23 protein-coding genes are annotated in these 23,179 nt (G+C 72.3%); 14 read left to right on the top strand and 9 right to left on the bottom strand.

The window, feature by feature from the left end; translation table 11 throughout:
* Positions 1-92 precede the first annotated feature (92 nt).
* Entirely contained in the window at positions 93-1,163 is a 1,071-nt protein-coding gene (locus AC4BEG_RS01925) for a phosphatidylinositol-specific phospholipase C domain-containing protein (protein WP_490704158.1), read from the top strand.
* Between the two features lie 63 nt (positions 1,164-1,226).
* Here AC4BEG_RS01925 and AC4BEG_RS01920 read toward each other — a convergent pair whose 3' ends face one another.
* Complete coding sequence (locus tag AC4BEG_RS01920; protein WP_490704157.1) at positions 1,227-1,874, bottom strand: class I SAM-dependent methyltransferase; 648 nt, start codon at positions 1,872-1,874, stop codon at positions 1,227-1,229.
* 180 nt (positions 1,875-2,054) lie between these two features.
* On the opposite strand from AC4BEG_RS01920, the gene AC4BEG_RS01915 reads away from it, so the two are divergent.
* Positions 2,055-2,273 (top strand): dodecin, encoded by a 219-nt coding sequence (locus AC4BEG_RS01915; protein ID WP_490704156.1) that lies wholly within the window; start codon positions 2,055-2,057, stop codon positions 2,271-2,273.
* Positions 2,274-2,347: 74 nt separating this feature from the next.
* On the opposite strand, the gene AC4BEG_RS01910 is transcribed toward AC4BEG_RS01915, so the two are convergent.
* Positions 2,348-2,809 carry a universal stress protein gene (locus tag AC4BEG_RS01910; protein ID WP_490704155.1) on the bottom strand — a complete coding sequence of 154 codons (462 nt, stop codon included), beginning with the start codon at positions 2,807-2,809 and terminating at the stop codon, positions 2,348-2,350.
* A 103-nt stretch (positions 2,810-2,912) separates the two neighbouring features.
* Here AC4BEG_RS01910 and AC4BEG_RS01905 point away from each other — a divergent pair, with 103 nt between their 5' ends.
* Together AC4BEG_RS01905 and AC4BEG_RS01900 are read left to right on the top strand one after the other, a co-directional pair.
* Positions 2,913-3,764, top strand: coding sequence for a metallophosphoesterase family protein (locus AC4BEG_RS01905; RefSeq protein WP_490704154.1), 852 nt, complete (start codon positions 2,913-2,915; stop codon positions 3,762-3,764).
* Positions 3,765-3,854: 90 nt separating this feature from the next.
* Positions 3,855-5,144, top strand: a complete 1,290-nt coding sequence (locus AC4BEG_RS01900; protein ID WP_490704153.1) for a cytochrome P450 — start codon at positions 3,855-3,857, stop codon at positions 5,142-5,144.
* On the opposite strand, the gene AC4BEG_RS01895 is transcribed toward AC4BEG_RS01900, so the two are convergent.
* The 3 genes from AC4BEG_RS01895 to AC4BEG_RS01885 form a co-directional block, all read right to left on the bottom strand.
* Positions 5,107-5,877 carry a bestrophin-like domain gene (locus AC4BEG_RS01895; protein ID WP_490704152.1) on the bottom strand — a complete coding sequence of 257 codons (771 nt, stop codon included), beginning with the start codon at positions 5,875-5,877 and terminating at the stop codon, positions 5,107-5,109. The genes AC4BEG_RS01900 and AC4BEG_RS01895 overlap by 38 nt on opposite strands.
* Positions 5,878-6,785: 908 nt before the next feature.
* Entirely contained in the window at positions 6,786-7,571 is a 786-nt protein-coding gene (locus AC4BEG_RS01890; protein WP_490704151.1) for a crotonase/enoyl-CoA hydratase family protein, read from the bottom strand.
* Complete coding sequence (locus AC4BEG_RS01885; protein WP_490704150.1) at positions 7,568-9,214, bottom strand: acyl-CoA dehydrogenase family protein; 1,647 nt, start codon at positions 9,212-9,214, stop codon at positions 7,568-7,570. The genes AC4BEG_RS01890 and AC4BEG_RS01885 overlap by 4 nt, the downstream gene beginning before the upstream one ends.
* Positions 9,215-9,320: 106 nt before the next feature.
* Between AC4BEG_RS01885 and AC4BEG_RS01880 the strand changes: the two genes are divergently transcribed.
* Positions 9,321-10,061: a PaaX family transcriptional regulator C-terminal domain-containing protein gene (locus AC4BEG_RS01880; protein ID WP_490704149.1), complete on the top strand. Its 741-nt coding sequence runs from the start codon at positions 9,321-9,323 to the stop codon at positions 10,059-10,061.
* Between the two features lie 30 nt (positions 10,062-10,091).
* Here the strand turns inward: AC4BEG_RS01880 and AC4BEG_RS01875 are convergent, their stop codons facing one another.
* The 3 genes from AC4BEG_RS01875 to AC4BEG_RS01865 all read right to left on the bottom strand — a co-directional run bounded on the left by AC4BEG_RS01875 (position 10,092) and on the right by AC4BEG_RS01865 (position 13,971).
* Positions 10,092-11,096, bottom strand: coding sequence for a LacI family DNA-binding transcriptional regulator (locus AC4BEG_RS01875; RefSeq protein ID WP_490704148.1), 1,005 nt, complete (start codon positions 11,094-11,096; stop codon positions 10,092-10,094).
* Positions 11,097-11,220: 124 nt separating this feature from the next.
* On the bottom strand, positions 11,221-12,207 hold the full coding sequence (locus tag AC4BEG_RS01870) for an acyl-CoA dehydrogenase family protein (RefSeq protein ID WP_490704147.1): 987 nt from the start codon (positions 12,205-12,207) through the stop codon (positions 11,221-11,223).
* 528 nt (positions 12,208-12,735) lie between these two features.
* Entirely contained in the window at positions 12,736-13,971 is a 1,236-nt protein-coding gene (locus tag AC4BEG_RS01865) for an acyl-CoA dehydrogenase family protein (protein WP_490707336.1), read from the bottom strand.
* A 72-nt stretch (positions 13,972-14,043) separates the two neighbouring features.
* Here AC4BEG_RS01865 and AC4BEG_RS01860 point away from each other — a divergent pair, with 72 nt between their 5' ends.
* From AC4BEG_RS01860 to AC4BEG_RS01835, 6 genes are all read left to right on the top strand, one after another.
* Positions 14,044-14,832 (top strand): SDR family oxidoreductase, encoded by a 789-nt coding sequence (locus AC4BEG_RS01860; RefSeq protein WP_490704146.1) that lies wholly within the window; start codon positions 14,044-14,046, stop codon positions 14,830-14,832.
* Positions 14,833-14,847: 15 nt separating this feature from the next.
* On the top strand, positions 14,848-15,486 hold the full coding sequence (locus AC4BEG_RS01855; RefSeq protein ID WP_490704145.1) for a TetR/AcrR family transcriptional regulator: 639 nt from the start codon (positions 14,848-14,850) through the stop codon (positions 15,484-15,486).
* Positions 15,487-15,515: 29 nt separating this feature from the next.
* A complete protein-coding gene (locus tag AC4BEG_RS01850; protein WP_490704144.1) occupies positions 15,516-16,673 on the top strand; it encodes an acetyl-CoA C-acetyltransferase in 1,158 nt (385 codons plus the stop codon).
* A 68-nt stretch (positions 16,674-16,741) separates the two neighbouring features.
* Positions 16,742-17,164 carry a septal ring lytic transglycosylase RlpA family protein gene (locus AC4BEG_RS01845; protein WP_490704143.1) on the top strand — a complete coding sequence of 141 codons (423 nt, stop codon included), beginning with the start codon at positions 16,742-16,744 and terminating at the stop codon, positions 17,162-17,164.
* An 11-nt stretch (positions 17,165-17,175) separates the two neighbouring features.
* Entirely contained in the window at positions 17,176-17,826 is a 651-nt protein-coding gene (locus AC4BEG_RS01840; RefSeq protein ID WP_490704142.1) for a cell wall protein, read from the top strand.
* Positions 17,823-18,683 carry a MauE/DoxX family redox-associated membrane protein gene (locus tag AC4BEG_RS01835; RefSeq protein ID WP_490704141.1) on the top strand — a complete coding sequence of 287 codons (861 nt, stop codon included), beginning with the start codon at positions 17,823-17,825 and terminating at the stop codon, positions 18,681-18,683. The genes AC4BEG_RS01840 and AC4BEG_RS01835 overlap by 4 nt, the downstream gene beginning before the upstream one ends.
* Positions 18,684-18,710: 27 nt before the next feature.
* Here AC4BEG_RS01835 and AC4BEG_RS01830 read toward each other — a convergent pair whose 3' ends face one another.
* Positions 18,711-19,682, bottom strand: a complete 972-nt coding sequence (locus AC4BEG_RS01830; RefSeq protein WP_490704140.1) for an antibiotic biosynthesis monooxygenase — start codon at positions 19,680-19,682, stop codon at positions 18,711-18,713.
* Positions 19,683-19,776: 94 nt separating this feature from the next.
* Here AC4BEG_RS01830 and AC4BEG_RS01825 point away from each other — a divergent pair, with 94 nt between their 5' ends.
* The 3 genes from AC4BEG_RS01825 to AC4BEG_RS01815 all read left to right on the top strand — a co-directional run bounded on the left by AC4BEG_RS01825 (position 19,777) and on the right by AC4BEG_RS01815 (position 23,178).
* Complete coding sequence (locus tag AC4BEG_RS01825) at positions 19,777-20,343, top strand: nucleoside deaminase (protein WP_201876102.1); 567 nt, start codon at positions 19,777-19,779, stop codon at positions 20,341-20,343.
* A gap of 83 nt (positions 20,344-20,426) precedes the next feature.
* The gene (locus AC4BEG_RS01820; RefSeq protein ID WP_490704139.1) at positions 20,427-21,326 is read left to right on the top strand and encodes a YhjD/YihY/BrkB family envelope integrity protein; all 900 of its coding nucleotides are present in this window, start codon (positions 20,427-20,429) and stop codon (positions 21,324-21,326) included.
* A gap of 214 nt (positions 21,327-21,540) precedes the next feature.
* Positions 21,541-23,178, top strand: a complete 1,638-nt coding sequence (locus tag AC4BEG_RS01815) for an FAD-dependent oxidoreductase (RefSeq protein WP_490704138.1) — start codon at positions 21,541-21,543, stop codon at positions 23,176-23,178.
* Position 23,179: the final 1 nt, after the last annotated feature.

Below are 23,179 nucleotides of genomic sequence, written 5' to 3'. Positions count from 1 at the left end.
CTCTGCGCGCACCCCGCCTCTCGTACGCCGCGAGACGACTCCCGTACGCTACTGCCCAGTTGTGTACGGGATGTCGACAAGGGGCGGGGACCATGGGGCACTTGGGCAGAGGTGCGGGCGAGAGGGCCCGGCGCACGGGCACGGTGGCGGTCGTCGCGGCGGCCGCCGCACTGTGTCTGGCGGCACCGGCGGGCGCGGCGCCCGCCGACACCCCGGACGATCCGCCTTACTCCGCCACCACGGCGGTGGGTGTGCACAACGCGTACGAGAAGGACAAGTACCCGTACTTCGCCGACGCGCTCGACTCCGGCGCCTCCCTGCTCGAACTCGACGTGTGGACCAACGCGTTCGGCTCCGGCTGGCGGGTCTCGCACAGCAACCCGTTCGGCAACAACAACAACTGCGCCAACGCCGGATCCGCGGCCGAACTGCGCACCAACTCCCGTAACCAGAGCCTGGCCGGATGTCTGGCCGATCTCAAGGCATGGCACGACGCCCACCCGGGACACCGCCCCATCGTCATCAAGACCGAACTGAAGGACGGCTTCAACGGCAAGGGCGGCCGCGGCCCGGCCGAGCTGGACGCCCTGCTGACCAGCACCCTGGGCGACGCCCTGCTGCGCCCCGCCGATGTGACCGGCGGCCACGCCACCCTCGACGAGGCCGTCCGGGCCGACGGCTGGCCCGCCCGCTCCGCCCTCGCGGGCAAGTTCGTCTTCGAGCTGATCCCGGGCACGGTCGAGCAGAACAACCCCCTCGACCACCTGTGGACCGACCGTGAGTACGCCACCCATCTCCGCGACCTCGCCGCCGCCGGAAACCTGAAGCAGGCCGCAGCCTTCCCCGCGGTCCTCAACGCCGCCGCGGGTGATCCGCGCACCCGCTACACCGACGCCGCGATCCGCCCCTGGTTCGTGTTCTTCGACGGGGACGCGGCCACCTATGTGAACAGCGGGATCGACACCGCCTGGTACGACGACCGTCACTACCTACTGATCATGACCGACGCGCAGAGCGTGCCCCCGGCCATCGACGGCACCCACCCCACCGAGGAGCAGGCCAAGGCCCGGGTAGCCGAACTCGCCACCCGGCACGCCAGCTTCGCGACCGCCGACTGGTACCCCCTGCCGTCGGTGCTGTCCTCGGTACTGCCCCGCGGCTGACACGACGCCGCGGGCGGCCGGCAGATCGTATGCGGTCATGCGCTCGGTCGGACCGGCCCCTGCCTAGGCTTTGCGGGCGAGCAGTTGAACCTCCTGGAACTGCCGTCGGTCGGTGGGCTGAGGCTCGCGAACCATCCGGGCGACCTCGGCCAACCCGGACGTGCGCAGCATCGCGGCGAGGTGATCCGGCGACCACCGATAGGCCGGCGCGACTGCGTGATCGAAGACCTGCGTCGGGTGAGACGGACCATCGCTGGCCGAAAAGCCGATGAGAAGGTGCCCGCCAGGTGCCAGCACACGGTGGAACTCCGCCAAGATGACGGGGAGTTCTTGCGGCGGAGTGTGGATGATGGACCAACGTGAGAGTACGCCGTCCAGCACGCCGTCAGCGATGTCCAACGCGGTCATCGAGCCCACCTCGAACCGCAGTCCCGGATAAGCCTGTCGAGCCAACTTGATCATCGCAGGAGAGGCATCAACGCCGAACGCCGCCACCCCCAACCCGTCCAGATGGGCAGTGATATGGCCAGGTCCACACCCCAGGTCCGCGACCTGACCGTCCCCACCCGCGCTGACAGCCTCGGCGAAGGCACTCAAGATCGCGCGGTCCAGGGGCCTGTCACGCAGCTCGCCGCGGAACAGCTGCGCATACGTGAGGGCAGCAGCGTCGTAGGCATCGCGGGTGGCACTGAGGGCATCGTGTTCGACCATGCTCGCGACAGTAGCTCCTGGCGCTGAGACGAACCGGGAGAATCACGATCGCACCCGCGTGTACCGCAAGGGCTCGACGTGTCGGCGGGCGGGCCCGGATGGCGTTGTAAAGTCGCGGAGTCGGGCTACGGGGTGCACGGTGGAGGGGGGTGGCCACGTTCGTGTTGAGGGGAGAGACGTATGTCCTGCCACACGTACCGGGTGACGGAGATCGTGGGTTCGTCCGCCGACAGCGTCGACGACGCCATCAGGAGCGGCATCGACCGGGCTTCCAAGACTCTCCGAGAACTGGACTGGTTCGAGGTTACGGAGATCCGCGGGCACCTCGAAGGCGGGCGCATCGCGCATTACCAGGTGGGGCTGAAAGTCGGCTTCCGGCTGGAGGACACGACCACCTGACCTGCCTCGAAATCGCTTCTCCCACCGTGCCTCACCCCGACGCCGGCCGCGAGCCGGACGGTCGGGGTCCGGCCTCAGGGAACCACCGTCACCGGCCAGCGCCCCGCCTTCACCAGCCGGACCGCCACCGAGCCGACGATACGGTGCCCGGCCTGCTCGGACGCGCCGACCACCACCGCGTCCGCGGTGAGCTCGTCCGCCGCCCGCACCAGACCGCTGTAGGGGTCGCCGGGAAAGGTGTGGAACTCCCAGCGCACGTCGAACACCCCGCGCAGCCGCTCGGCGGCCTCCCTGATCTCCCGGAGCAGCTCCTCGGCGACCTCGCCCGTGGTGTCGGCCACCGCCGCGCCGAGGGCCGCGCCCACGGGCACCACGGGCTGCACATAGACCACGGCCAGCAGCGCGTTCTGCCGTCTGGCCAGGCCGGCGGCGTACGCCGCGGCACGCCAGGAGGAATCGGAGCCGTCCACTCCGGCCACGATGACCTTCGGCCCGTCGGTGCCACGCTCAAAAGACTCGGGGAGTTTGTCCACCACATCTGCGAGGCTAGCGCCAGGGACGGACCGGCGATCACCGGGCCCGTACCCGGGCACCACCGCGCCAAAGCACCATGACCGCCACCGTACGACAGGAGAAACAATGGGCGGCACGCACCGAGGCGAGCTTCTCGCCATCAGTGACCTGCACGTGGCCTACGAGGAGAACCGGGCGATCGTGGAGCGGCTGCGGCCGGGCTCCGAGGACGACTGGCTGATCGTCGCCGGGGACGTCGGCGAGGTGTTCTCCGAGATCGAGGAGACGCTGGGGCTGCTGAGCGAGCGCTTCGCCAAGGTCATCTGGTCGCCGGGCAACCACGAACTGTGGACCCACCCCAAGGACCCGCTGGAGGCCCGTGGCGTGGCGCGCTACGAGGCGCTGGTGGAGATGTGCCGGGCAAAAGGGATCGTGACGCCCGAGGACCCCTACCCCCTCTGGGAGGGCATCGGCGGACCGCTGACCATCGCCCCGCTGTTCCTGCTCTACGACTACACCTTCCGCCTCGACGGCATCACCACCAAGGAAGCCGCCCTGGCCCATGCCCATGACGCCGGAGTGGTCTGCACCGACGAGCACTTCCTGCACCCCGACCCGTACCCCACCCGCGACGCCTGGTGCCGCGCCCGGGTGGCCGAGACCGAGGCGAAGCTCGCCGCGTGCGACCCCACCGTGCAGACCGTGCTCATCAACCACTGGCCGCTGACCCGGCTGCCCACCCGGGTGCTGCGCTACCCCGACTTCGCCCTGTGGTGCGGCACCGAGCTGACCGCCGACTGGCACGTCCGGTTCCGCGCCGCGACCGTGGTCTACGGCCATCTGCACATCCCCCGCACCACGGTGGAGGACGGGGTGACGTTCCGGGAGGTGTCGGTGGGCTATCCGCGCGAGTGGAAGGCGCACGGCCTGCTGCCCGAGGACCCGCTGCGCCGGGTGCTGCCGGTGCCGGTCGCGTGACGACGCCCCGACGCCCGTTCGGTGTCGGCATTCTGACGGGCCCGTCGGCATCTTGACGGACCCGGCGGGTGGCGCCGTACGGTCTCGGCTGTGAACCCTGTCGAGGCGTTCCTTCCCGAGACCTATGCCACCGGCGTCCCCTACGCGCTCTTCCGTGAACTGCGCGCCACCCGCCCCGTCTGCCGGATCGAGGAACCCGCGGTCGGGGCGTGGCCCGCGGGCCCCGGCTTCTGGGCGGTGTTCCGGCACGCCGACGTCAAACAGGTGCTGCGCACGCCCGAGACCTTCTCCTCATGGCTCGGCGCCACTCAGATCCGTGACCCCGACACCCCGGCCGACCTCGACTTCGTCCGGGCGATGATGCTCAACCAGGATCCGCCCGACCACTCCCGGACCCGGCGGATCGTCGCCGCCGCCCTTAACCCCAGGGCGGTACGGGAGCTGGAAGCGGTCATCGAGGAGCGCGCGGCGGCGCTCATCGACTCCGTGGCCGACCGGGGCGAGGCCGACTTCGCCGAACTCGCGGCCGATCTGCCGGTGTGGACCCTGGCCCAGGTGATGGGCGTCCCCGAGAACGACCGGCGGCTGCTGTTCGACTGGTCGAACCGGGTCATCGGGTACCAGGACACGGACTACGCCGGGTCCGGCACCGCGGACCCGGCGGAGCTGAGCCCCATGGGACGCGCCGCCCTCGCCCTCCGGCCTGCCTCGGCGGTCCGCCCGGACGGACGGCCGATGAACCCGCGCTCCCGCGAGGCCCTGGCCGATATGTTCGGCTACGCCCATGCGCTGGCCGAACGCCCCCGGCCCGGCAGTGTGATGGCGCGGATGCGGGAAGGGGGCCTCAGCCGCGAGGAGTTCGAGAACATGTTCTTCCTGTTCGCGGTGGCGGGCAACGAGACGCTGCGCAACGGCATCCCCGGCGGGCTGCTCACCCTCCTCGACCACCCCGACAGCCACCGGCTGTTGCGCGACCGGCCCGAACTCACGGGCTCCGCGGTGGAGGAGATGCTGCGCTTCTGGCCGCCGGTCATGAATATCCGCCGCACCGCCACCCGCGAGGTGGAACTGGGCGGACAGTTGATCCGGCGCGGTGAGAAGGTCGTGGTCTTCCATGCCTCCGCCAACCGCGACGAGACGGTCTTCCCCGACCCCGACCGCTTCGACCCCGCCCGCTCACCCAACGATCACGTCAGCTTCGGCTACGGCCCGCACTTCTGCATGGGCGCCCATCTGGCCCGCGTCCAGATGCGGGCCATGCTGCGCGGCGCGCTCGACCGGCTGCCCGGACTGCGCCTCGCCGGGGAGCCGGTGCGGCTCACCTCCAACTTCCAGAACGGACTCAAACACCTGCCCGTGCGCTGGGAAACAGATCGGTGAACGGCGCGGTCGTGTCGCCGACCGAGCGTCCGAACGGATCGTCGAAGTCCCAGACCAGGAAGAGCAGAAAGACGATCAGGCTGGTGAACATCACGGACAGCATCAACTCCCGTGGTGAGCGGCGGATCTGCAAGGTGAAGATCAGCCCGATGACCAGCGCGGCACCCAGCGCCAGCCCGATCCAGACCACCGGGGGCATGGTCGGCCCCGCGTTCTGCTGCCGGGCGGTCCGGGCCGCGTCGGCCGCCGCCACCTCGTCCACCATCGGCTGATACGCCTGTGACTGGAGCGCGGTGTGCGGCCGGGCGTGGGTGACCTCGTGGCGCACGGCGTTCAGCAGCGCCGTGCCGCGCTCGGTCAGCTCACCCTTGTCGATCATCACCTGCCACTCCTTGGACACCACATGGTCCACATACGCGTCGATGTCCTCATCGATCCGGTCGCGTACGGACCGCGGGTAGACGCTCGCCCGTTCGCTCACCTCGTGGAGTGCCTGTGCCTCCGTCCGCACCCCGTCCTGGGCGGCGCCGCGCGCCTCCCAGACCCCGGCGATGGCCAGGCCCAGCACGATCGCGTAGACCACGCCGATCATCATGATCATGTAGTCGAGGACATCGGGGGTCTCGCTCGGGTCGTCGTCCCCGCCGAGACGGCGGGCGTTGATGACGGCGGCCAGCACAACGGCCGTGCAGACCCCGGCCATCAGAAGAGTCAGAATCAGCCATTCGGGCATGGGCAACCTCCGGAGCGGGTCGGCAGGGCGGATCAGCCGCGCCGCCCGCCGCGCGAGGCGGAGCGCGAACGCGGGCGGAGAGCGGCGGCCGCGAGCACCGCGGGCGCCGTGAGCAGCAGGGTGAAGGTGACCAACGAGGTCCCGTCGGGGGGCGCTTCGCGGCTGGGCGGGCGATACGTCTGCGCCTGGACCGGGCGCGCCCGCGTCGGTGCGGGCGTCGGCTCGGAGGACGGCGACGGGGGTTCACCGGGGGAGGGCTCCGCCGGTCGCGGAGGGGTGGGCCGGGGCGCGGGGCGCTCCGGCGCGGGCGCCGTGGCCGGGGCCTCCGAGGTCCGCGGGGGACTGGGTGTTGGCGTCGGGGAAGGGGTGGGGGTGGGCGTGGGTGTAGGCGTCAGTGTCGGTGTCGGTGTCGGTGTGGGGGTGGGGGTGGGGGTGGGTGTAGGCGTTGGTGACGGGGTGGGTGTCGGGGTCGGCGTGGGGCAGTGTCCGTACTGGGCGGACGCTCCGTCCCTCCCGGCTGAGGCGATGGCGTACACACAGAATCCGGGGCGGACTTCGACCCGCGCGGCCGCGTACGCCCCCTCGTCCGTCACTCCCGCGCGGACCCGGACGTCGACCGTCCGCCGGGGAGCGGGGGTGGCGGACGCGGAGCCGCCGCTTCCACCGGTTCCATCGGCCGCGGCTGTCGCCCCCGCCGAGGCGCACACCAGGGCCGCGACGAGGACCCCTGAACGCCATGCGCGATGCCATCGGTTCACGAGGAGGATCTTTGGCACGCCCGGACCGGAACCAGCCGTACGGCCCTGTGATTTCCCCCGAATAGGGGACGTCGTACGGCAGTTCATCGCGCCGAGGTTGACGTCAGGGGCGGCTGCGCCCCCGACGTACCGGTGTGCGGAGCCCGCGTCTCACAGCTCGTCGAAGCTGCCGTGCCGTCCCGCGCCCGCCGCGAAGCGCGCCGCGCCGTCCAGCCCCTCCGCCAGCGTGGCTCGGCCATGGCGCAGTTCCCGCGCCATCGCCTCCTCCTCCGGCAGTCCCTCCTGCTCGAGCAGCGCGGCGCGGTCGCCGCGCAGACACGTCTGCGGGAAGCGGGCGATATCGGCGGCCAGCCGCTCCGCCTCCGCGCGGGCCTCTCCCGGTGGCACCAGCCGGTTGGCCAGCCCGATGTCGTACGCCTCCCGGGCCGGTACCGCACGCCCCGTCAGCACCAGGTCCATCGCCCGGCTCGCGCCGATCAGCCGGGGGAGCCGTACGGTGCCGCCGTCGATCAGCGGTACGCCCCAGCGGCGGCAGAACACCCCGAGGACCGCGTCCTCCTCCACCACCCGCAGATCGCACCACAGGGCCAACTCCAGCCCGCCCGCGACCGCATGGCCGCTGATCGCCGCGATCACCGGTTTGGACAGCCGCATCCGGGTGGGCCCCATCGGCCCGTCGCCGTCCTCGGCCACGCGGTTGCCGCGCTCGGTGCCGACCGCCTTGAGGTCGGCGCCGGAGCAGAAGGTGCCGCCCTCGCCCCACAGCACCGCGATCCGCGCGCCGGGGGCGGCGTCGAACGCGCGGAAGGCGTCGGCGAGCGCGGTGGCCGTCGCCCCGTCCACCGCGTTGCGGACCTCGGGGCGGGCGAGCACCACGGTGGTGACCGGACCCGCCCGCTCGGTACGGACCGCCGCCGTGCCGTCCGCCGATGTCACCGCAGGTCCTTGGGTCGGGCCCGCTCCAGGATCGGTCCGGTGTCGGTCCCCGGCGGCAGGGTGCCGAACGCGTGCCCCCAGTCGCCGTCCAGCCGCGAGGCGCAGAACGCGTCGGCCACCGCCGGATGGCTGTACCGCACCAGCAGACTGCCCTGGAGCACCAGCGTCATCTGCTCGGCCAGACGGCGCGCCAGCACCTGGGCCCGCTGCGGATCGCCGAGCTGGGGCAGCAGCGCGCGCAGCCGGGCCACGGCCGCGTCCAGCCGCGTGTCGGCCCCCGCCGCGGTCTCGACCTCGGCGAGGAAGGCGTCGAGCGCGCCCTGCTCACGGCCGAGCGCCCGCAGCACATCGAGCGCGGCCACATTGCCCGAGCCCTCCCAGATGGACAGCAGGGGTGCCTCGCGGTAGAGCCGGGGCATCCCCGAGTCCTCCACGTAGCCATTGCCGCCCAGGCACTCCAGGGCCTCCGCGGCATGGGCCGAACCGCGCTTGCACACCCAGTACTTGCTGACCGCGAGTCCGAGCCGGCGCAGCGCCGCCTCCGACGCGTCCCCGGCCTCCGACCGGTCCAGGGCCGCCGCCAGTCGCATCGCGAGGGTGGTGGCCGCCTCCGACTCCACCGCCAGATCCGCCAGCACATGGCGCATCAGCGGCTGGTCGATCAGCTCGGCGCCGAACGCCCGGCGGTGCTCGGCGTGGTGCAGCGCCTGCCGCAGTCCGGCGCGCATGCCCGCCGCCGAGCCGATGACACAGTCCAGCCGGGTCATGTTCACCATCTCGACGATGGTGCGCACCCCGCGGCCCGGTTCGCCGACCCGCCAGGCCACGGCCTGCTCGTACTCGATCTCCGATGAGGCGTTGGAGTGGTTGCCCAGCTTGTTCTTCAGCCGCTGCAACCGCAGCGCGTTACGGGTGCCGTCCGGCAGGACCCGCGGCACCAGGAAGCAGGTCAGCCCCTCGTCGGCCTGGGCCAGCGTCAGGAAGACATCGCTCATCGGCGCGGAGGTGAACCACTTGTGGCCGGTGAGCACATAGGTGCCGTCGTCGGTGGGGACGGCCCGGGTGGTGTTGGCGCGGACGTCGGAGCCGCCCTGCTTCTCCGTCATCGACATGCCCGCGATCAGGCCGCGCTTGCCGAGCGGCGCACGCAGCCCGAAGTCGTACTCCCGGGCGGCCAGCAGCGGTTCGTACGCGGCGGCCAGCTCCGGTTCGGCGCGCAGCGCCGGGACCGCGGCGTACGTCATGGAGATCGGGCAGCCGTGTCCGGCCTCGGCCTGCGCGAAGGTGTAGAACTTGGCCGCGCGCACCAGATGGGCGCCGGAGCGGCTCTCGCTCCACGCCGCCGCGTGCTGGCCGCTCGCCACGGCCTCCGCCATCAGCTGGTGGTAGGCCGGGTGGTACTCGACCTCGTCGATGCGGTGCCCGTACCGGTCGTGGGTGTGCAGCACCGGCGGGTGCTCCTCGGCCATCCGCGCCCGGTCCTGGACCTCGGCGGAGCCGGCCCGCGCGCCCAGCTCCCGGACCTCCGGCTCGCCCCAGGCGCCGCCGTCCCGCCGCAGCGCCTCCAGCAGGGCGGGGTCGTCCGCCGTGGTGAAGCCGACGAGCGGCGGGGCCTGGTTGAGGACTTCATGCGTCGGGCTCATGGCGGGCAACTCCTCGGTCGCGGCGGTCTCACCGGTCTCACCCGGGCCGGTCTTACACTTCCATCATGTGCGATGAAGAACTGTAATGGATAGGGTGCCCAGCAGCATGGACGACACCGGAACCCTCACGCTGCGGCCGCTGACCGCGCGCTCGATCGTGCTCAGCACCCTGCTCGGCCATCATCCGCCCCGGCTGCCCGCCCGCACCCTGGTGCGCGTCGGCGCGCTCTTCGGCGCCGCCGAGGGCACCGTCCGGGTCGCGCTCACCCGCATGGTGGCCGCCGGTGACCTGGAGCAGCGCGACGGCGACTACGGCCTCACCGACCGGCTGCTGGCCCGCCAGGCCCGCCAGGACGACAGCCGCGCCCCGCGCACCCGGCGCTGGGACGGCGGCTGGGAGATCGCCGTCGTCACCTCCGACCGGCGCGCTGCGGCCGAGCGCGCCGCACTGCGCCAGACCATGGCCACCCTTCGGCTGGCCGAGCTCCGCGAGGGCACCTGGCTGCGCCCCGCCAACTTGGTGCGCCCCCGGCCGGCCGTCGCCGCCGGGCAGTGCAGCTGGTTCACCGGCGCACCACAGGACGATCCGGCCGCGCTCGCGGCGCGGCTGTGGGACCTGGACGGCTGGGCCCGCCAGGCCCGGCTGCTGGGGGAGGCGCTGGACCGCGCGGAGGGCCCCGCCCAGCGCTTTACCGTCGCCGCCGCCGCGCTGCGGCATCTGCTCACCGACCCCGTGCTGCCCGCCCGGCTGCTGCCCGACGACTGGCCGGGCACCGGGCTGCGGCGCCGCTACGACGCGTTCGAGCGCGAGTTCCGCACCCTGCTCTTCCAGCACACCGGCGGTTGAGCGGGGCGCCGGTGCGGGCGGGCGGTACGGTCACCCCGAGTCACGCACCACCAGCTCGGTCGGCAGGATGAGCGCGGGTTCGACGCGCTCCCCGGCCGCCAGCCGCAGCACCTGAGCAGCCATCCTGCGGCCGATCTCGGCGATGGGCTGGCGCACCGTGGTCAGCGGTGGCTCGGTGTAGCGGGCGGGCTCGATGTCGTCGAAACCCACCACGGCCACATCGTCCGGCACCCGCCGCCCAGCCTGCCGCAGCGTCCGCAGCGCCCCGACGGCCATCAGGTCCGACGCCACGAACACCGCGTCCAGTCCCGGCTGCCGCTCCAGCAGCTCCCGCATCGCCACCACGCCGGACTCCCGGGTGAAGTCGCCGACCGCCACCGCCGGCTCCTGGTCCGCGTCCCGCAGCGCCGCCCGATAGCCCGCCAGCCGGTCGATCCCGGCCACCATGTCCTGCGGCCCCGCCACGGTGCCGATCCGGGTACGGCCGGAGGCGGCCAGATGCCGGACGGCGCGCGCCGCGCCCGCCGCGTTGTCGACCCCGACGTACGGCAGCGCCGTCGCGCCCAGCGCCCGCTCGTTGCAGACCACCGGGATCCCCATCCGGGCCAGGGAGCCGGGCAGCGGATCGGCGCCGTGAATGGACGCCACCATGACGCCGTCGACATGGCGCGCCAGCGCGAACCGCTCGATCCGGTCCCGGCTGGCGGCGGAGCGGGCCATCATCAGCACCAGCTGCTTGTCGGCCTCCTCCAGCTCCTGGCTCACCCCGCGCACCACACCGGGGAAGAACTGGTCGTCGGAGAAGACCCGGCCCGGCTCCTCCGGCAGCACCAGCGCGAAGGAGTCCGTGCGCTGGGTGACCAGGCTGCGCGCCGCCTGGTTGGGGATGTAGCCGAGTTCCTGGATGGCTCGCAGCACCGCCTCCCGGCTGTCCTCGCCCACCGTGGTGGAGCCGTTGACAACACGGGACACGGTCGCGCGGGAGACACCCGCGTGCCGCGCCACGTTCTCCAGGGTGGGCCGGGGCCGGTGCATCTGTGCCATCCCTCGCTGTTCACTGGGTTCGCTCGCCGGTGGTCGCTCCAGCATGGATCAGATACCCAAGTGGGGAACACTCTTCGGCGCGGCGGACCCCACGGCGTGCCGTCCGCGACGCCGTTCAGCCCGCCAGGACGCGGGCGCGGCAGACGGACGGCGTGCCCCATGCGGAGCGCAGCGCGCGGGCCCTGCGGATCCACAGCGACAGGTCGAACTCGTCCGTGTAGCCGATCGCGCCGTGCAGTTGGAGGGCGGTTCGGGCCGCCGCGTAACCCGCCTCACCCGCGGCCACCTTGGCGGCAGCGACCTCCGCGCGGGTGCTCACGGCGCCCGACGCGAGCGCCACCGCCGCCCCGTACAGCAGCGGCCGGGCGAACTCCAGCCCGATGAGCACATCCGCCAGCCGGTGCTTCACCGCCTGGAACGAACCGACCGCACGGCCGAACTGCCGCCGCGCCTTCACATACGCCACCGTCCCCTCCAGGAGCGCCAGTCCGGTGCCCAGGGACTGCGCGGCCGTGGCGAACGCGGCCCAGTCCGCGGCCCGTTCGGCGGCCTCGGCCACCGCCGGGCCCCTGGCCAGCAGCTCACCGCCGGACAGCGGCCGGGCCAGCCGCCGGGCCGGGTCGAACGAGGGCTGTACGGGGCCGTGGCCCGGGGCGAGCCACAACTCCTCGCCCACGACGGTGAACACGGCGTCGGCGGCGTCCGCGTCCAGCGCGTACGGCCCGCCGTCGGCCGCCGCCAGCGTGACCAGGGCCTGCCCGGAGGCGATCCGGGGCAGCCAGCGCCGGGCGGCCGGGTCGGCGGTGGCCGAGAGCAGGACCGCCAACGCGGCGGTCTCGGCCAGCGGTCCCGGTACCGCGTGCCGCCCCGACTCCACGTACGCCACGGCCAGTTCCACCGGCAGCGGTCCGACACCGTCGTAGGTCTCGGGGACGGCCAGCGCGGTCACCCCGACCCCGCCGAGCCGCTCCCACAACGCCCGCCCCGGCTCGTGGTCCCCCCGCGCCCACGCCCGGACCGCCTCCGCCGTACGAGCCCCACCGAGCATCCGGTCCACGCTGCGCCCGAACTCACCCTGCGCCCGGTCCAGCAGGAATTCCATCCACGTACTCCTCTCCGACATGCCGCCCGTTTCTGCCCCAAGCCCCCACAGGCGGCCCACCGTTCCGCACGGCGATCCCGCCCCCGCGAGTCGGCTGTATGCCGCGTCGTGGGATCCGATGTGCGCGGTCGGCGTAGGCGGCAGTCCCGCCGTCGGCCGCCGGCTGCGCGTGGTGTGAACCGACCTGGCCGGAAGCAGTGGTTGCGGCGCCCGCCGGGGCGGCGGGCGCCCGCGCGGGGACCGCGTCGCGTGCGGGCCGCACGAAAGGGGAGCCCCGCGCCCCGCCCCAGCGCCGCGAGTCGGCTGCCGACCGCGCGGGGGGAGCCGATGCGCGCGGTCGGCCCCCGCGCGGCTGCCCCGTCGGGCCGGCGGCCGGTTGCGCGTCGTGCGACCGGTCCGGCCGGAGGCGGCCGTTGCCGCGCCCGGCCGGGGCGGCGGGCGCCCGCGCGGGGACCGCGTCGCGTTCACCCTGGGCCCAGGGACGGATGCCCTGGTTCGGGAAGGGGCGGGATTGGGGAGAGGGCACCCTCAGCGCCGTTCCCTCGGCAGCCCCAGCAGCCGTTCGGCGATCAGATCGCGCTGGATCTCATTGGTGCCCGCGTAGATCGGCCCCGCCAGGGCGAAGGTGTAGCCGTCCGCCCAGCCGCCGCCCCCGGCCGCCTCGGCCGCGCCGTCGGCCAGTTCGCCGACCGGGCCGAGCAGGTCCAGGGCCGTTTCGTGGAGGGCGATGTCCAGCTCGGACCAGAACACCTTGTTGAGGCTCGACTCGGCCCCGGTGGCCGCCCCCGCGCTCCCCGCCTCCGGTTGTGACGCGCTCGCGTACGCGAACAGCTCGTACGCGCGGGCGCCGATCACCGCGTCGGCGACCCGGTCCCGCAGCCCGGCGTCGTCGCGCCCGACTTCATCACGGGCACCATCACGACCAGCGTCATCGCCCGCACCGCCATCCGCCGCCCGCTCGCGCCACAGCGCCACCAGCCGCCGGGACGCCGCCGTGAAGCGGCCCGGGCTGCGCAGGGTCAGTCCGCGCTCGTTGCCCGCCGTGCTCATCGCCACCCGCCAGCCCTGCCCCGGCTCGCCGATGACGTCCTCGTCGGGCACGAACACCTCGTCGAGGAAGAGCTCGGCGAAGGCGGGCTTGCCGTCCAGGCGGCCGATCGGACGGACGGTCACACCCGGTGCGCCGAGCGGGACCATCAGATACGTCAGCCCGCGGTGTGGCGGCGCGCCATCGTCCCGGTGGCTGCGGAAGAGCCCGAAGGCACGGTCGGCGAAGGCCGCCCGGGACGACCAGGTCTTCTGGCCGGTCAGCAGCCAGCCGCCGTCCGTCCGGCGGGCCGTGGAGCGCAGTGAGGCCAGGTCCGAGCCGGACTCCGGCTCGGACCACGCCTGCGCCCAGATCACCTCGCCGCGTGCCATCGGCGGCAGGACCCGGGCGCGCTGCGCCGCGGTGCCGTGTGCGAAGAGGGTGGGGGCCAGCAGGCTGATCCCGTTCTGGCTCACCCGGCCCGGTGCGCCCGCCGCGTAGTACTCCTCCTCGAACAGCAGCCACTCCACCAGCGACGCCCCCCGGCCGCCGTACTCCTCGGGCCAGGTCACCGCCGACCAGCGGCCCTCGGCGAGCGTCCGCTCCCAGGCGCGGTGGGCGGTGAACCCCTCGGCGGTCTCCAGGGACGGCAGCGGGACGGCGGGGACATGCGCCGCGAGCCAGCGGCGGGCCTCGTCCCGGAACGCCCGCTGCCGCTCGGTGAGTTCGAGGTCCACCCGTGCCGCCTCCGTTCGCGTCTCGGTGCGCATGCGTTCCCTAACAAGTGTTTGGTAGGTTACCGTGGCAGGGTGACGGACAACAAGGCGCCGTATGTCTCCGGCCACGGCCTGCTCACCGGCCGCACGGCCGTCATCACCGCCGCCGCGGGCTCCGGTATCGGCGGGGCCACCGCCCGCCGCTTCCTGGAGGAGGGGGCGCGGATCGTGGTCGGCGACGCCCATGAGCGCAGGCTCAAGGAGACGGCCGCCGCTCTCGCCGCCGAGTTCGGTACCGAACGGGTCGCCGGGCACGTCTGCGATGTCACCGACGAGGACCAGGTGGCGGCGCTCTACGACCTCGCCGAGGAGCGCCACGGACGGCTGGACGCGGTGGTCAACAACGCCGGTCTCGGTGGCACCGCCCTGCTGACCGAGATGACCGACGCCCAGTGGGACCGGGTCATCGACGTCACGCTCAACGGCACCTTCCGCTGCACCCGCGCCGCCCTGCGCCGGATGAAGGCGGACGGACACGGCGGAGTCGTCGTCAACAACGCGTCGGTCGTCGGCTGGCGCGCCCAGGCCGGACAGGCCCACTACGCGGCGGCCAAGGCGGGCGTCATGGCGCTCACCCGCTGCGCCGCCGTCGAGGCCGCCGGATACGGGGTGCGGGTGAACGCGGTCTCGCCGAGTCTGGCCATGCATCCGCACCTGGTGAAGGTGACCACCCCCGAGCTGCTGGCCGAGCTGACCGAACGGGAGGCGTTCGGCCGGTACGCCGAGCCCTGGGAGGTGGCCAACGTGATCGTCTTCCTGGCCAGCGGCTACTCCTCGTACATGACCGGGGAGACGGTGTCCGTCAGCAGCCAGCACGCATGAGGCGACAATGACCCCGTGCCGAACTCCAGCCAGAACCGCACCCGGAACAGCGAGAAGAAGACGACCGTGAGCCCGTCCCCCGAAAGACGCCGCGAACTGCTCACCACGGCGGCGGAGGTGTTCGCCGCCCAGGGGTACAACGCGACCACCGTCCGCCGGATCGCGGACGCGGCGGGGATGCTCGCGGGCAGCCTGTACTACCACTTCGACTCCAAGGAGTCGATGATCGACGAGATCCTCGCGACCTTCCTCGACGAGCTGTGGGCCGGGTACGAGGAGGTGCTCGGCGCCGGACTCGGCCCGAGGGAGACCATCGAGGCGCTCGTCACCGAGTCCTTCCGGGAGATCGACCGGCACCACGCCGCCGTGGCGATCTACCAGAAGGAGGCCCGGCAGCTGGCCGCCCAGCCCCGCTTCGGCTATCTCGCCGAGTCACAGCGGAAGTTCGAACGGGCCTGGCTGGGCACCCTGGAGCGGGGGGTGGCCGAGGGGGTCTTCCGCGCCGACGTCGACATCCGGCTGGCGTACCGCTTTCTGCGCGACACCGTGTGGGTGGCCGCGTCGTGGTACCGGCCGGGCGGACACCACAGCCCCGAGGAGATCGCCCGTCAGTATCTGTCGATGGTTCTGGACGGCATCACCCCGCGGGAATGACCACCAGCGAAGAAGGAGCGACAGCGGTCATGGCCGAGGCATACATCGTCGAAGCGGTACGTACCCCCGTCGGCAAGCGGAACGGCGGACTGGCCTCCGTCCACCCGGCCGACCTCGGCGCCCATGTCCTGCGGGCGCTGATGGAGCGCTCGGGCGCCGACCCGGCCGCCGTCGAGGACGTGGTCCTCGGCTGTCTGGACACGGTCGGACCGCAGGCCGGGGACATCGCGCGCACCTGCTGGCTGGCCGCCGGACTGCCGGAGGAGGTGCCGGGAGTGACGGTCGACCGGCAGTGCGGTTCCTCCCAGCAGGCGATCCACTTCGCGGCGCAGGCGGTGCTCTCCGGCACCCAGGACCTGGTGGTCGCGGGCGGGGTGCAGAACATGTCGATGGTGCCGATCGCCTTCGCCAGCCGTCAGGCGGCCGTACCGCTCGGGATGTCCGAGGGCCCCTTCGCGGGCTCCGAGGGCTGGCGGAAGCGGTACGGCGACCGGCCGGTCAACCAGTTCTACGGCGCCGAGCTGATCGCCGAGAAGTGGGGCATCAGCCGCGAGGCGATGGAGGAGTTCGCGCTGCGCTCGCACCAGCGGGCGATACGCGCCATGGACGAGGGCCGCTTCGAGCGCGAGCTCGTGCCGTACGGGGAGGTCACCGCCGACGAGGGGCCGCGCCGGGACACCAGCCTGGTGAAGATGGCCGCCCTCAAGCCGGTCATGGAGGGCGGCCGGATCACCGCCGCGCTGTCCTCCCAGGTCTCCGACGGGGCCGCGGTCATGCTGATCGCCTCTGAACGGGCGGTGCGCGACCACGGGCTGACCCCGCGCGCCCGGATCCATCACCTCTCGGTACGCGGTGAGGACCCGATCCGGATGCTGTCCGCGCCCATCCCCGCGACCGAGCACGCACTGCGGAAGACCGGAATGGCCATCGCCGATATCGACCTGGTGGAGATCAACGAGGCGTTCGCGCCCGTGGTGCTCGCCTGGCTGAAGGAGACCGGCGCCGACCCGGAGCGGGTCAATGTCAACGGCGGGGCCATCGCGCTCGGCCACCCCCTCGGCGCCACCGGCACCAAGCTGATGACCACCCTGCTGCATGAACTCGAGCGCACCGGCGGCCGTTACGGCCTCCAGACCATGTGCGAGGGCGGCGGCCAGGCCAATGTCACCATCCTCGAACGGCTCTGAGCGGGGTTCACCGCCGGATCGGACGTCCCCGCGTGGCGGGCCCTCGCGGCCCCGCGCATGATGACCACATGGCGTGCGGATCGACCAGTCTCTGGAACGGCGAGGCCACCTGGTTCTGCTGTGGCAACGCCTGGGGCCCGTGTGCCACCGCGGGCGGCGGGGCGTGTGACACCTGCAAGTCCAGCAAGTTGCAGGCCGCCTGGCCCAACGCCTCCAAGGCGTGCTGGGACATCACCCGGCCGGATCTGTGCGGGGAGAAGCTGCCACGGCGTGGCTGCGGTTCGGTGATGAAGGTGCGCCACCAGTGCTCCGGCGTCAGTGTGTGCGTCACGGTCAGCGACTGTGGTCCACGTACCCGGAGCTTCTGTTCCGAGTCCAGTTGCTGTGACGGCACCTGCCGCACCAACCGGGTCATCGACCTCACCCCGGCCGCCTTTTCCGCGATCGGCAGTCTGAGCTCCGGCATCCTGCCGGTGGTCATCTTCGAATGAGGCGGGCGGACATGAGCGCGTACCGGACCGGCAGCCCCCTGGACCGTCGGCGCTTTCTGACCGCCGCCGCCCTCCGCGGCGCCACCGTCGTCGGCAGCGGTGTGGTCGGGGCCACCGCCCTGGGCGCCGTGGACGCCGAGGCCGCCTTCGCCGCGCCCTTGCGCTCCCTGGACCCCGCGGCCGCCGACGGCTCGTTCGTGGAGGGGCGGATCACCTGGATCGACGGCGGGCTGCTGGAGGTCGCGGGCTCCTGGGGCGAGTACGCCCGGGTCCAGGTCACCGGCGCCACCAGCGTCTGGAAGGTGCGCGCCACGACCGCCGCCGCCATCGAGACCGGCGACGGCCTCTACGCCCGCGGTGTGCCGATGCCCGACGGGACCCTGGCCGCCGACGCGGTGTGGGTCAACATCGTCAACCTCCACACCACGGTCCGCGGGATCGAGAAGACCCGACTGCATCTCGCCCATGGCTCCCACGAGATCGTCGGCCATGTGCTCGCCGACACCACCAGCGTCTCCTACTCCGGTGCCGCTCCCACCGCCGATCTCTCCCGGCTGCGCATCGGGCAGGACGCCCAGGTGCTCGGCGCCTGGCGGCCGTCCGACAACTCCGTGGAGCTGGTGCGGCTGTCGGTCGGGCCGGGGGCGGGACACCGCCGGTGACCACCGCCGCCACCGTGGCCGTGGACCTGGCCGCACCGCTGCTCGCCGGGGTGCTGGGGACGGCCGGTGCGGGCAAGCTCTTCGGCCGGAGGGCCGGGACGTCGGCGTCCCGTACCGCGCTGGCCCGGCTGGTACGCGGCGGCCACCGGGCGGCCCGCGTCCTGCGCGGTCTCGGCGCGCTCGAACTGCTGCTGTGCGCGGCGCTGCTGGCGCTGCCGCCGTCGGCGGCCACGGGCGGGGCGGCCATCGCCCTCGGCGCGGGTTTCCTCGGCTATCTCGGCTACGCCCGGTACGCCGCGCCCGGGTCCTCCTGCGGCTGTACGGCCGGGGACGACGGACCGGTCGGGGTCCGCGCGTTCGCCCGCGCCGCCGTGGTCCTGGTGGGCGGGGTGGCCGTCACTATGGCCGGGCACCCCTGGTGGGCCACGGCCCCGCGCCAGCCGGCCGCCGCCGCGGGCGCCGTCCTCACGGCGGTGGCCGTGGCGCTGGTCCTCGCGCCCGACCACCGGCGGCAGCCGTGGCGCGTACTGCGGCTGCGGTTGACCGGGCATCCGCTCGACGGGACGCGTGCGGTCACCCGGGTGCCGGTGGCCGCCACGGTCGAACTGCTGGAACGCTCACTGGCCTGGCAACGCGCCGCGCCCCTGGTGCGCTCCGCGCTGCTGGACCACTGGGACGACGGCGGCTGGCGCATCCTCCAGTACGCCGGGGTGCACGCGGGAGACGGAGCCGTACGGCCGGTGGTGGTGCTCTTCGCCCTCGACGCGGCGGCCGGCCGCGACCCGGTGCGTGAGCCCGCGGTACGGGTGAGTGTCCTGGACGCGGACACGGGTGAGGCCGTGGCGGTGACCGCGTAGCCGACGGGCAGGGCCGCGCGGCGGACCCTAGGCGGTGAGCCCGAAGAGGACGACGAGCAGCCCGTAGCACAGGGCGACCAGTACGGCACCCGCCACATGGACCCGCAGGGTGCGTGCCCGGCCGGGCAGCAGCCAGAAGGCGAGTGCCCGGTTCACCAGGGGCATCGCCAGCCAGGTCAGGATGGAGACGCTCAGGACGTTGCCGATGAACAGGGCGGCGTAGCCCGGCACACCCGCCTCGTCGAGGCCGTAGCCCGCCGTCAGGTTGAGGATCATCACCGTCGGATAGAGGGCCAGTACCACGGACATGGCCTGTTTCCAGTTCGGCGGGATGCCCTGGTCCGCCCCCTCCCCGAAGCGGAACCAGCCGCTGAACGGTGAGCCGATCTTCCGCACGTCGTAGTGCGTGAAGTACTTCTCGCCCTCCTTCAGCAGCTTCTTCCGGGTGTCGGACTCCAGCCATGCGTCGAGGTGTTCACGGGAGTCGAAGCGGAAGGCCACCACCCAGTGGTCCTGGATCCCCGGTACCGGGCGGAACAGCTCCGACCCCATGAAGCCGGGGAACTTCTCCTGGGCCTTGAGCGCCTTGTCCTGCCAGTGCAGGAAGGGCTGTTCGCTTCCGGGGCGGATCTCATGGGAGATGACCGCCGTGACGACCTCCGGCTCCTCCGCGGGCGTTCCGCCGCTGAGCACCTCCTGGGTGGGCGGTGCCTCGAACAGCGGGCGTGCCTCGTCCAGGAGCTCCTGACGGGCCGTGGACCGCAGCCAGCTGGTGAGCTGATCGATCCGGGAGAACCGGAAGACCACCACCCACTCGTTCTCCTGGCCGGGGCCCGGCGGATACAGCTCGGTGCCCTCGAAGCCGTCGAATCCGCGCGCTGTCCGGTTGGTCTTCTCCTGCCAGCGCTTGTAGTCCTCGTCGCGTCCTGGGCGGACCTTCTGCGAGGTCACCACCGTTGCCCCGGCTCCGGTGGAGCCGTGGGTTGCACGGGCATCCATGCCGAGTAGTCTAGATCAAACGGAATTTATGGGACAAACCGAGCGTTCCGCAGGGGTGCCGACACCGGCGCGCAGAGCCGAGCGGAGGTTTGACATGGCGAAGCAGGAGTTCCTGGCCGAAGCGGTGCGGCTGGCCACCGAATCCGTGGAAAACGGCTGGGGCGGTCCGTTCGGCGCCGTGATCAGCCGCAATGGCGAGATCATCGCCCGTGGACAGAACCGTGTGCTCCTGACCGGCGATCCCACCGCCCACGCCGAGATCGAGACCATCCACAAGGCGATCCAGGTGCTCAACCCCGAAGCGCCCAGCATCGACGGGGAGCATGTCAACGAGAGCACACTCGAACTCGTGCCACGGCCCGAGGGATCGCCCGACCCGGTGCCGGAGCGCGCCCGGATGCTCCAGGGCTGCGCGATATACATCAGCGGCGCACCGTGCCCGATGTGCATGAGCGCCATCTACTGGTCGCGTATCGACGCCGTCTACTTCAGCTGTGACCTGGCCGCCACCGCGAAGATCGGCTTCGATGACGCCTTCCAGTACGAGGACTTCCAGAAACCGCTGGACCAGCGCAGGATCCTGATCGAGCAGATCCACCCCGAGCTCGGCGCCGAGGCGTACAAGGCATGGATGGAAAAGGCCGACCGACACCCGTACTGAGGGGGACTCGTGGTGCGCGCGCCATCCGGCGCGCGTTTCCGCGTGCCCGGGTCCGAGCCTTCGGTGCGGACAGGGAAGTGGCGATGTCCGAGAATTCTTCCGGATCCCCGGGGCGTGGACACGAGCACGAGCATGAGCACAAGCCCGGCCAGGAGCACCGGCATCGGCACGGCTCACCGTTCGAGCGGCTGCACCACCTGTTCCACCGCTCCCCGGCGGGCCGCGGCTGGCGGCGGGGCAGTGAGTTCGAGCTGCTGCACCGGGCGTTGGGCTTCGCCGCGCTCGGCTTTCTCACCCTGGTGCCGCTGCTCATCGTGGTCGCCGCCGCCGACCCGGTGAACCGCCATGGCTTCGCCCAGTGGCTGGCCGAGGGGCTGGGAGTGTCCGGCTCCTCGCAGGACGAGGTGAAGCAGCTGTTCGCCCCGCCGAAACGGGCACTGGAGACCACCACGGCGTTCGGTCTGGCGACCCTGGCCATCTTCGGACTGAGCTTCGGCGCGGCGGTGCAGACCGGCTACGAGAAGGTGTGGGAACTGCCCCCCGGGCGCTGGCACAACGTCTGGCGCCATCTGGTGTGGCTCGTGGTGCTCATCGCCTATCTGCTGCTGTCCTCGCATCTGGGCCCCGGTGTCAGCCGGGTGCTCATCGCCGTGGTGAGCACCGTGCTGTTCTTCTGGTGGTCGCAGCGGCTGCTGCTGGGCGGGCGGATCAGCTGGGGCGCCCTGCTGCCCGGCGCGCTGGCGACGGGCGTCGGGCTGTTCGGGCTGCGGGTCTTCTCCCAGCTGGTGTTCTCCCCGCTGATCGCCTCCAGCGCGGTCTCCTACGGCCCGGTCGGCACCGTGCTGGTCGTCCAGTCCTGGCTGGTGGGCGTCGGATACGTGGTCTTCGGCGGGGCGCTGCTGGGCCGGGTGCTGCACGAGGAGTATCTGCGGCTGGTCGCCTGGCGCCGTCAGCGGCGCAAGAGCGCACGAGCCCGGCCCTGACCTGCCCACGGCCGACAGCGCTCCGCCATGAGCGCGGTGTGCTCCCCGGCCGGAGCCGGAACGAAACCGCATTCACTCATTCGCCCCCGTCAAGCACCGAAACGACGCGCCGGTGATGCGCCCGTGCGGGCCGTGGTCAGCATGGTGCACAGGGAGACCGCGGACAACAAGTCCGCGGCACCATGCCGTCGATGCAGATGGAGGACGCCGGGAGATGAAAGCCCAAGACAACGACCATGTGCCCGTGCTGATCGTGGGGGGATCGCTCGTCGGCCTGTCTGCATCCGTGTTTCTCGGACGCCTCGGCGTCGAACACACTCTGATCGAGCGCCACTCGGCCACCTCGGCCCATCCGCGTGGCCGCGGCAACAACATGCGGACGATGGAGTTGTACCGCACCGCGGGCCTGGAGCCGGACATCAGGAAAGCGGCGGCGATCCTGTCCAAGAACGACGGGATCCTCCAGGTGGACATCCTGTCCGGGGGCAAGCGGCGATGGATCTACCCGCGGATCACCGGCAAGCCGCCGGAGGCCGAGAAGAGCTCGACCTTCCGGTGCGCATGCAGCCAGAACGACCTGGAGCCGGTCCTTCTGGACCACGCCCGCCAACTGGGCGGCGATGTGCGTTTCAGTACGGAGCTGGTGTCCTTCACGCAGGACGAGCGCGCGGTGCAGGCCGTGTTGCGCTCCCGGGACTCCGGTGAGACGTACACGGTCCGCACCGACTACCTGCTGGCCGCCGACGGACCGCGCAGCCCCGCACGCGAACGCCTCGGGATCGGGCACACCGGACGCGGGGACCTCTTCCACAACATCAGCGTCACCTTCCGCAGCAAGGCGCTCCGCGATGTGGCGGGTGACCAGCCCTTCGTGGTGTGTTACATCACCGATCCGGCCGGGGAGGGTGTGCTGCTGCCCGTCGACAACAAGGAGCAGTGGGTCTTCCATATGCCCTGGAAGCCCGAAAGCGGGGAAACCATCGAGGACTTCACGGAAGACCGGTGCGTCGAGCACATCCGGGCCGGTGCGGGCGTCCCCGACCTGGATGTGGAGGTCACCGGGAAGGCGCCCTGGCACGCGGCGGACCGGGTGGCCGACAGCTACCGCACCGGGCGGGTGTTCCTCATGGGCGACTCGGTGCACGAGATGCCGCCCACCGGCGCGTTCGGCTCCAACACCGGTATCCAGGACGCCCACAACCTGGCCTGGAAGGTGGCCGCGGTGCTCCGCGGCTGGGCGGCCCCCGAACTGCTGGACACCTACGAGGTGGAACGCCGACCGGTGGCGGAGGCCACCAGCGCGCGGGCCACGCTCCAGGCCTCCCTGGAACAACACCCGGGGTACTCCGCCTCCCAGTCGGCGAAGACCGGTACCGACCTGGTGACCACGGCCCTGTGCTACCGCTACCAGTCCAGCGCGGTCGTCGGCGGGGACCCGGAGGCCCCCATCGTGCCGGACACCTTCGAGTTGCGCGGTGACCCCGGCACCCGCGCACCCCATATGTGGCTCACCCGCGATGGCGCGGAGGTCTCCACCATCGATCTGTACGAACGCTCCTTCGTCCTGCTCTGCGGAGAGGCCGGGGCGGACTGGCGGGCCGTCGCCCGTACGGTGGCGGAGAAGCTCGACGTCCCGATGGACGCCTACCTCGTCGGCTCCTCCGCCGACGCCGACCTCACGGTCCGGGGCGGTGCGGACTGGGCGGAGATCCATGGCACCACACGGGAGGGGGCGGTGCTGGTGCGGCCGGACGGGTTTGTGGCCTGGCGGGCCCAGAGCATGCCGGTCAACGCGGAACAGGAGCTGGCGGATGCGCTCCTGGAGGTCCTCGGGCGTGGCTCGGGCCGCTGAA

The sequence above is a fragment of the Streptomyces sp. JLBJ103 genome (genome assembly GCF_058215575.1).
This window is presented reverse-complemented; position numbering and strand designations above follow the sequence as displayed.

What these genes read in the sequence shown, in the direction of transcription:
- AC4BEG_RS01870 (WP_490704147.1), bottom strand. Translation starts at nt 12,207, where the DNA reads ATGGAATTCCTGCTGGACCGGGCGCAGGGTGAGTTCGGGCGCAGCGTG.
- AC4BEG_RS01895 (WP_490704152.1), bottom strand. Translation starts at nt 5,877, where the DNA reads ATGCCCGAATGGCTGATTCTGACTCTTCTGATGGCCGGGGTCTGCACG.
- AC4BEG_RS01850 (WP_490704144.1), top strand. Translation starts at nt 15,516, where the DNA reads ATGGCCGAGGCATACATCGTCGAAGCGGTACGTACCCCCGTCGGCAAG.
- AC4BEG_RS01845 (WP_490704143.1), top strand. Translation starts at nt 16,742, where the DNA reads ATGGCGTGCGGATCGACCAGTCTCTGGAACGGCGAGGCCACCTGGTTC.
- AC4BEG_RS01925 (WP_490704158.1), top strand. Translation starts at nt 93, where the DNA reads ATGGGGCACTTGGGCAGAGGTGCGGGCGAGAGGGCCCGGCGCACGGGC.
- AC4BEG_RS01875 (WP_490704148.1), bottom strand. Translation starts at nt 11,096, where the DNA reads ATGCACCGGCCCCGGCCCACCCTGGAGAACGTGGCGCGGCACGCGGGT.
- AC4BEG_RS01920 (WP_490704157.1), bottom strand. Translation starts at nt 1,874, where the DNA reads ATGGTCGAACACGATGCCCTCAGTGCCACCCGCGATGCCTACGACGCT.
- AC4BEG_RS01815 (WP_490704138.1), top strand. Translation starts at nt 21,541, where the DNA reads ATGAAAGCCCAAGACAACGACCATGTGCCCGTGCTGATCGTGGGGGGA.
- AC4BEG_RS01905 (WP_490704154.1), top strand. Translation starts at nt 2,913, where the DNA reads ATGGGCGGCACGCACCGAGGCGAGCTTCTCGCCATCAGTGACCTGCAC.
- AC4BEG_RS01840 (WP_490704142.1), top strand. Translation starts at nt 17,176, where the DNA reads ATGAGCGCGTACCGGACCGGCAGCCCCCTGGACCGTCGGCGCTTTCTG.
- AC4BEG_RS01880 (WP_490704149.1), top strand. Translation starts at nt 9,321, where the DNA reads ATGGACGACACCGGAACCCTCACGCTGCGGCCGCTGACCGCGCGCTCG.
- AC4BEG_RS01820 (WP_490704139.1), top strand. Translation starts at nt 20,427, where the DNA reads ATGTCCGAGAATTCTTCCGGATCCCCGGGGCGTGGACACGAGCACGAG.
- AC4BEG_RS01825 (WP_201876102.1), top strand. Translation starts at nt 19,777, where the DNA reads ATGGCGAAGCAGGAGTTCCTGGCCGAAGCGGTGCGGCTGGCCACCGAA.
- AC4BEG_RS01830 (WP_490704140.1), bottom strand. Translation starts at nt 19,682, where the DNA reads ATGGATGCCCGTGCAACCCACGGCTCCACCGGAGCCGGGGCAACGGTG.
- AC4BEG_RS01915 (WP_490704156.1), top strand. Translation starts at nt 2,055, where the DNA reads ATGTCCTGCCACACGTACCGGGTGACGGAGATCGTGGGTTCGTCCGCC.
- AC4BEG_RS01885 (WP_490704150.1), bottom strand. Translation starts at nt 9,214, where the DNA reads ATGAGCCCGACGCATGAAGTCCTCAACCAGGCCCCGCCGCTCGTCGGC.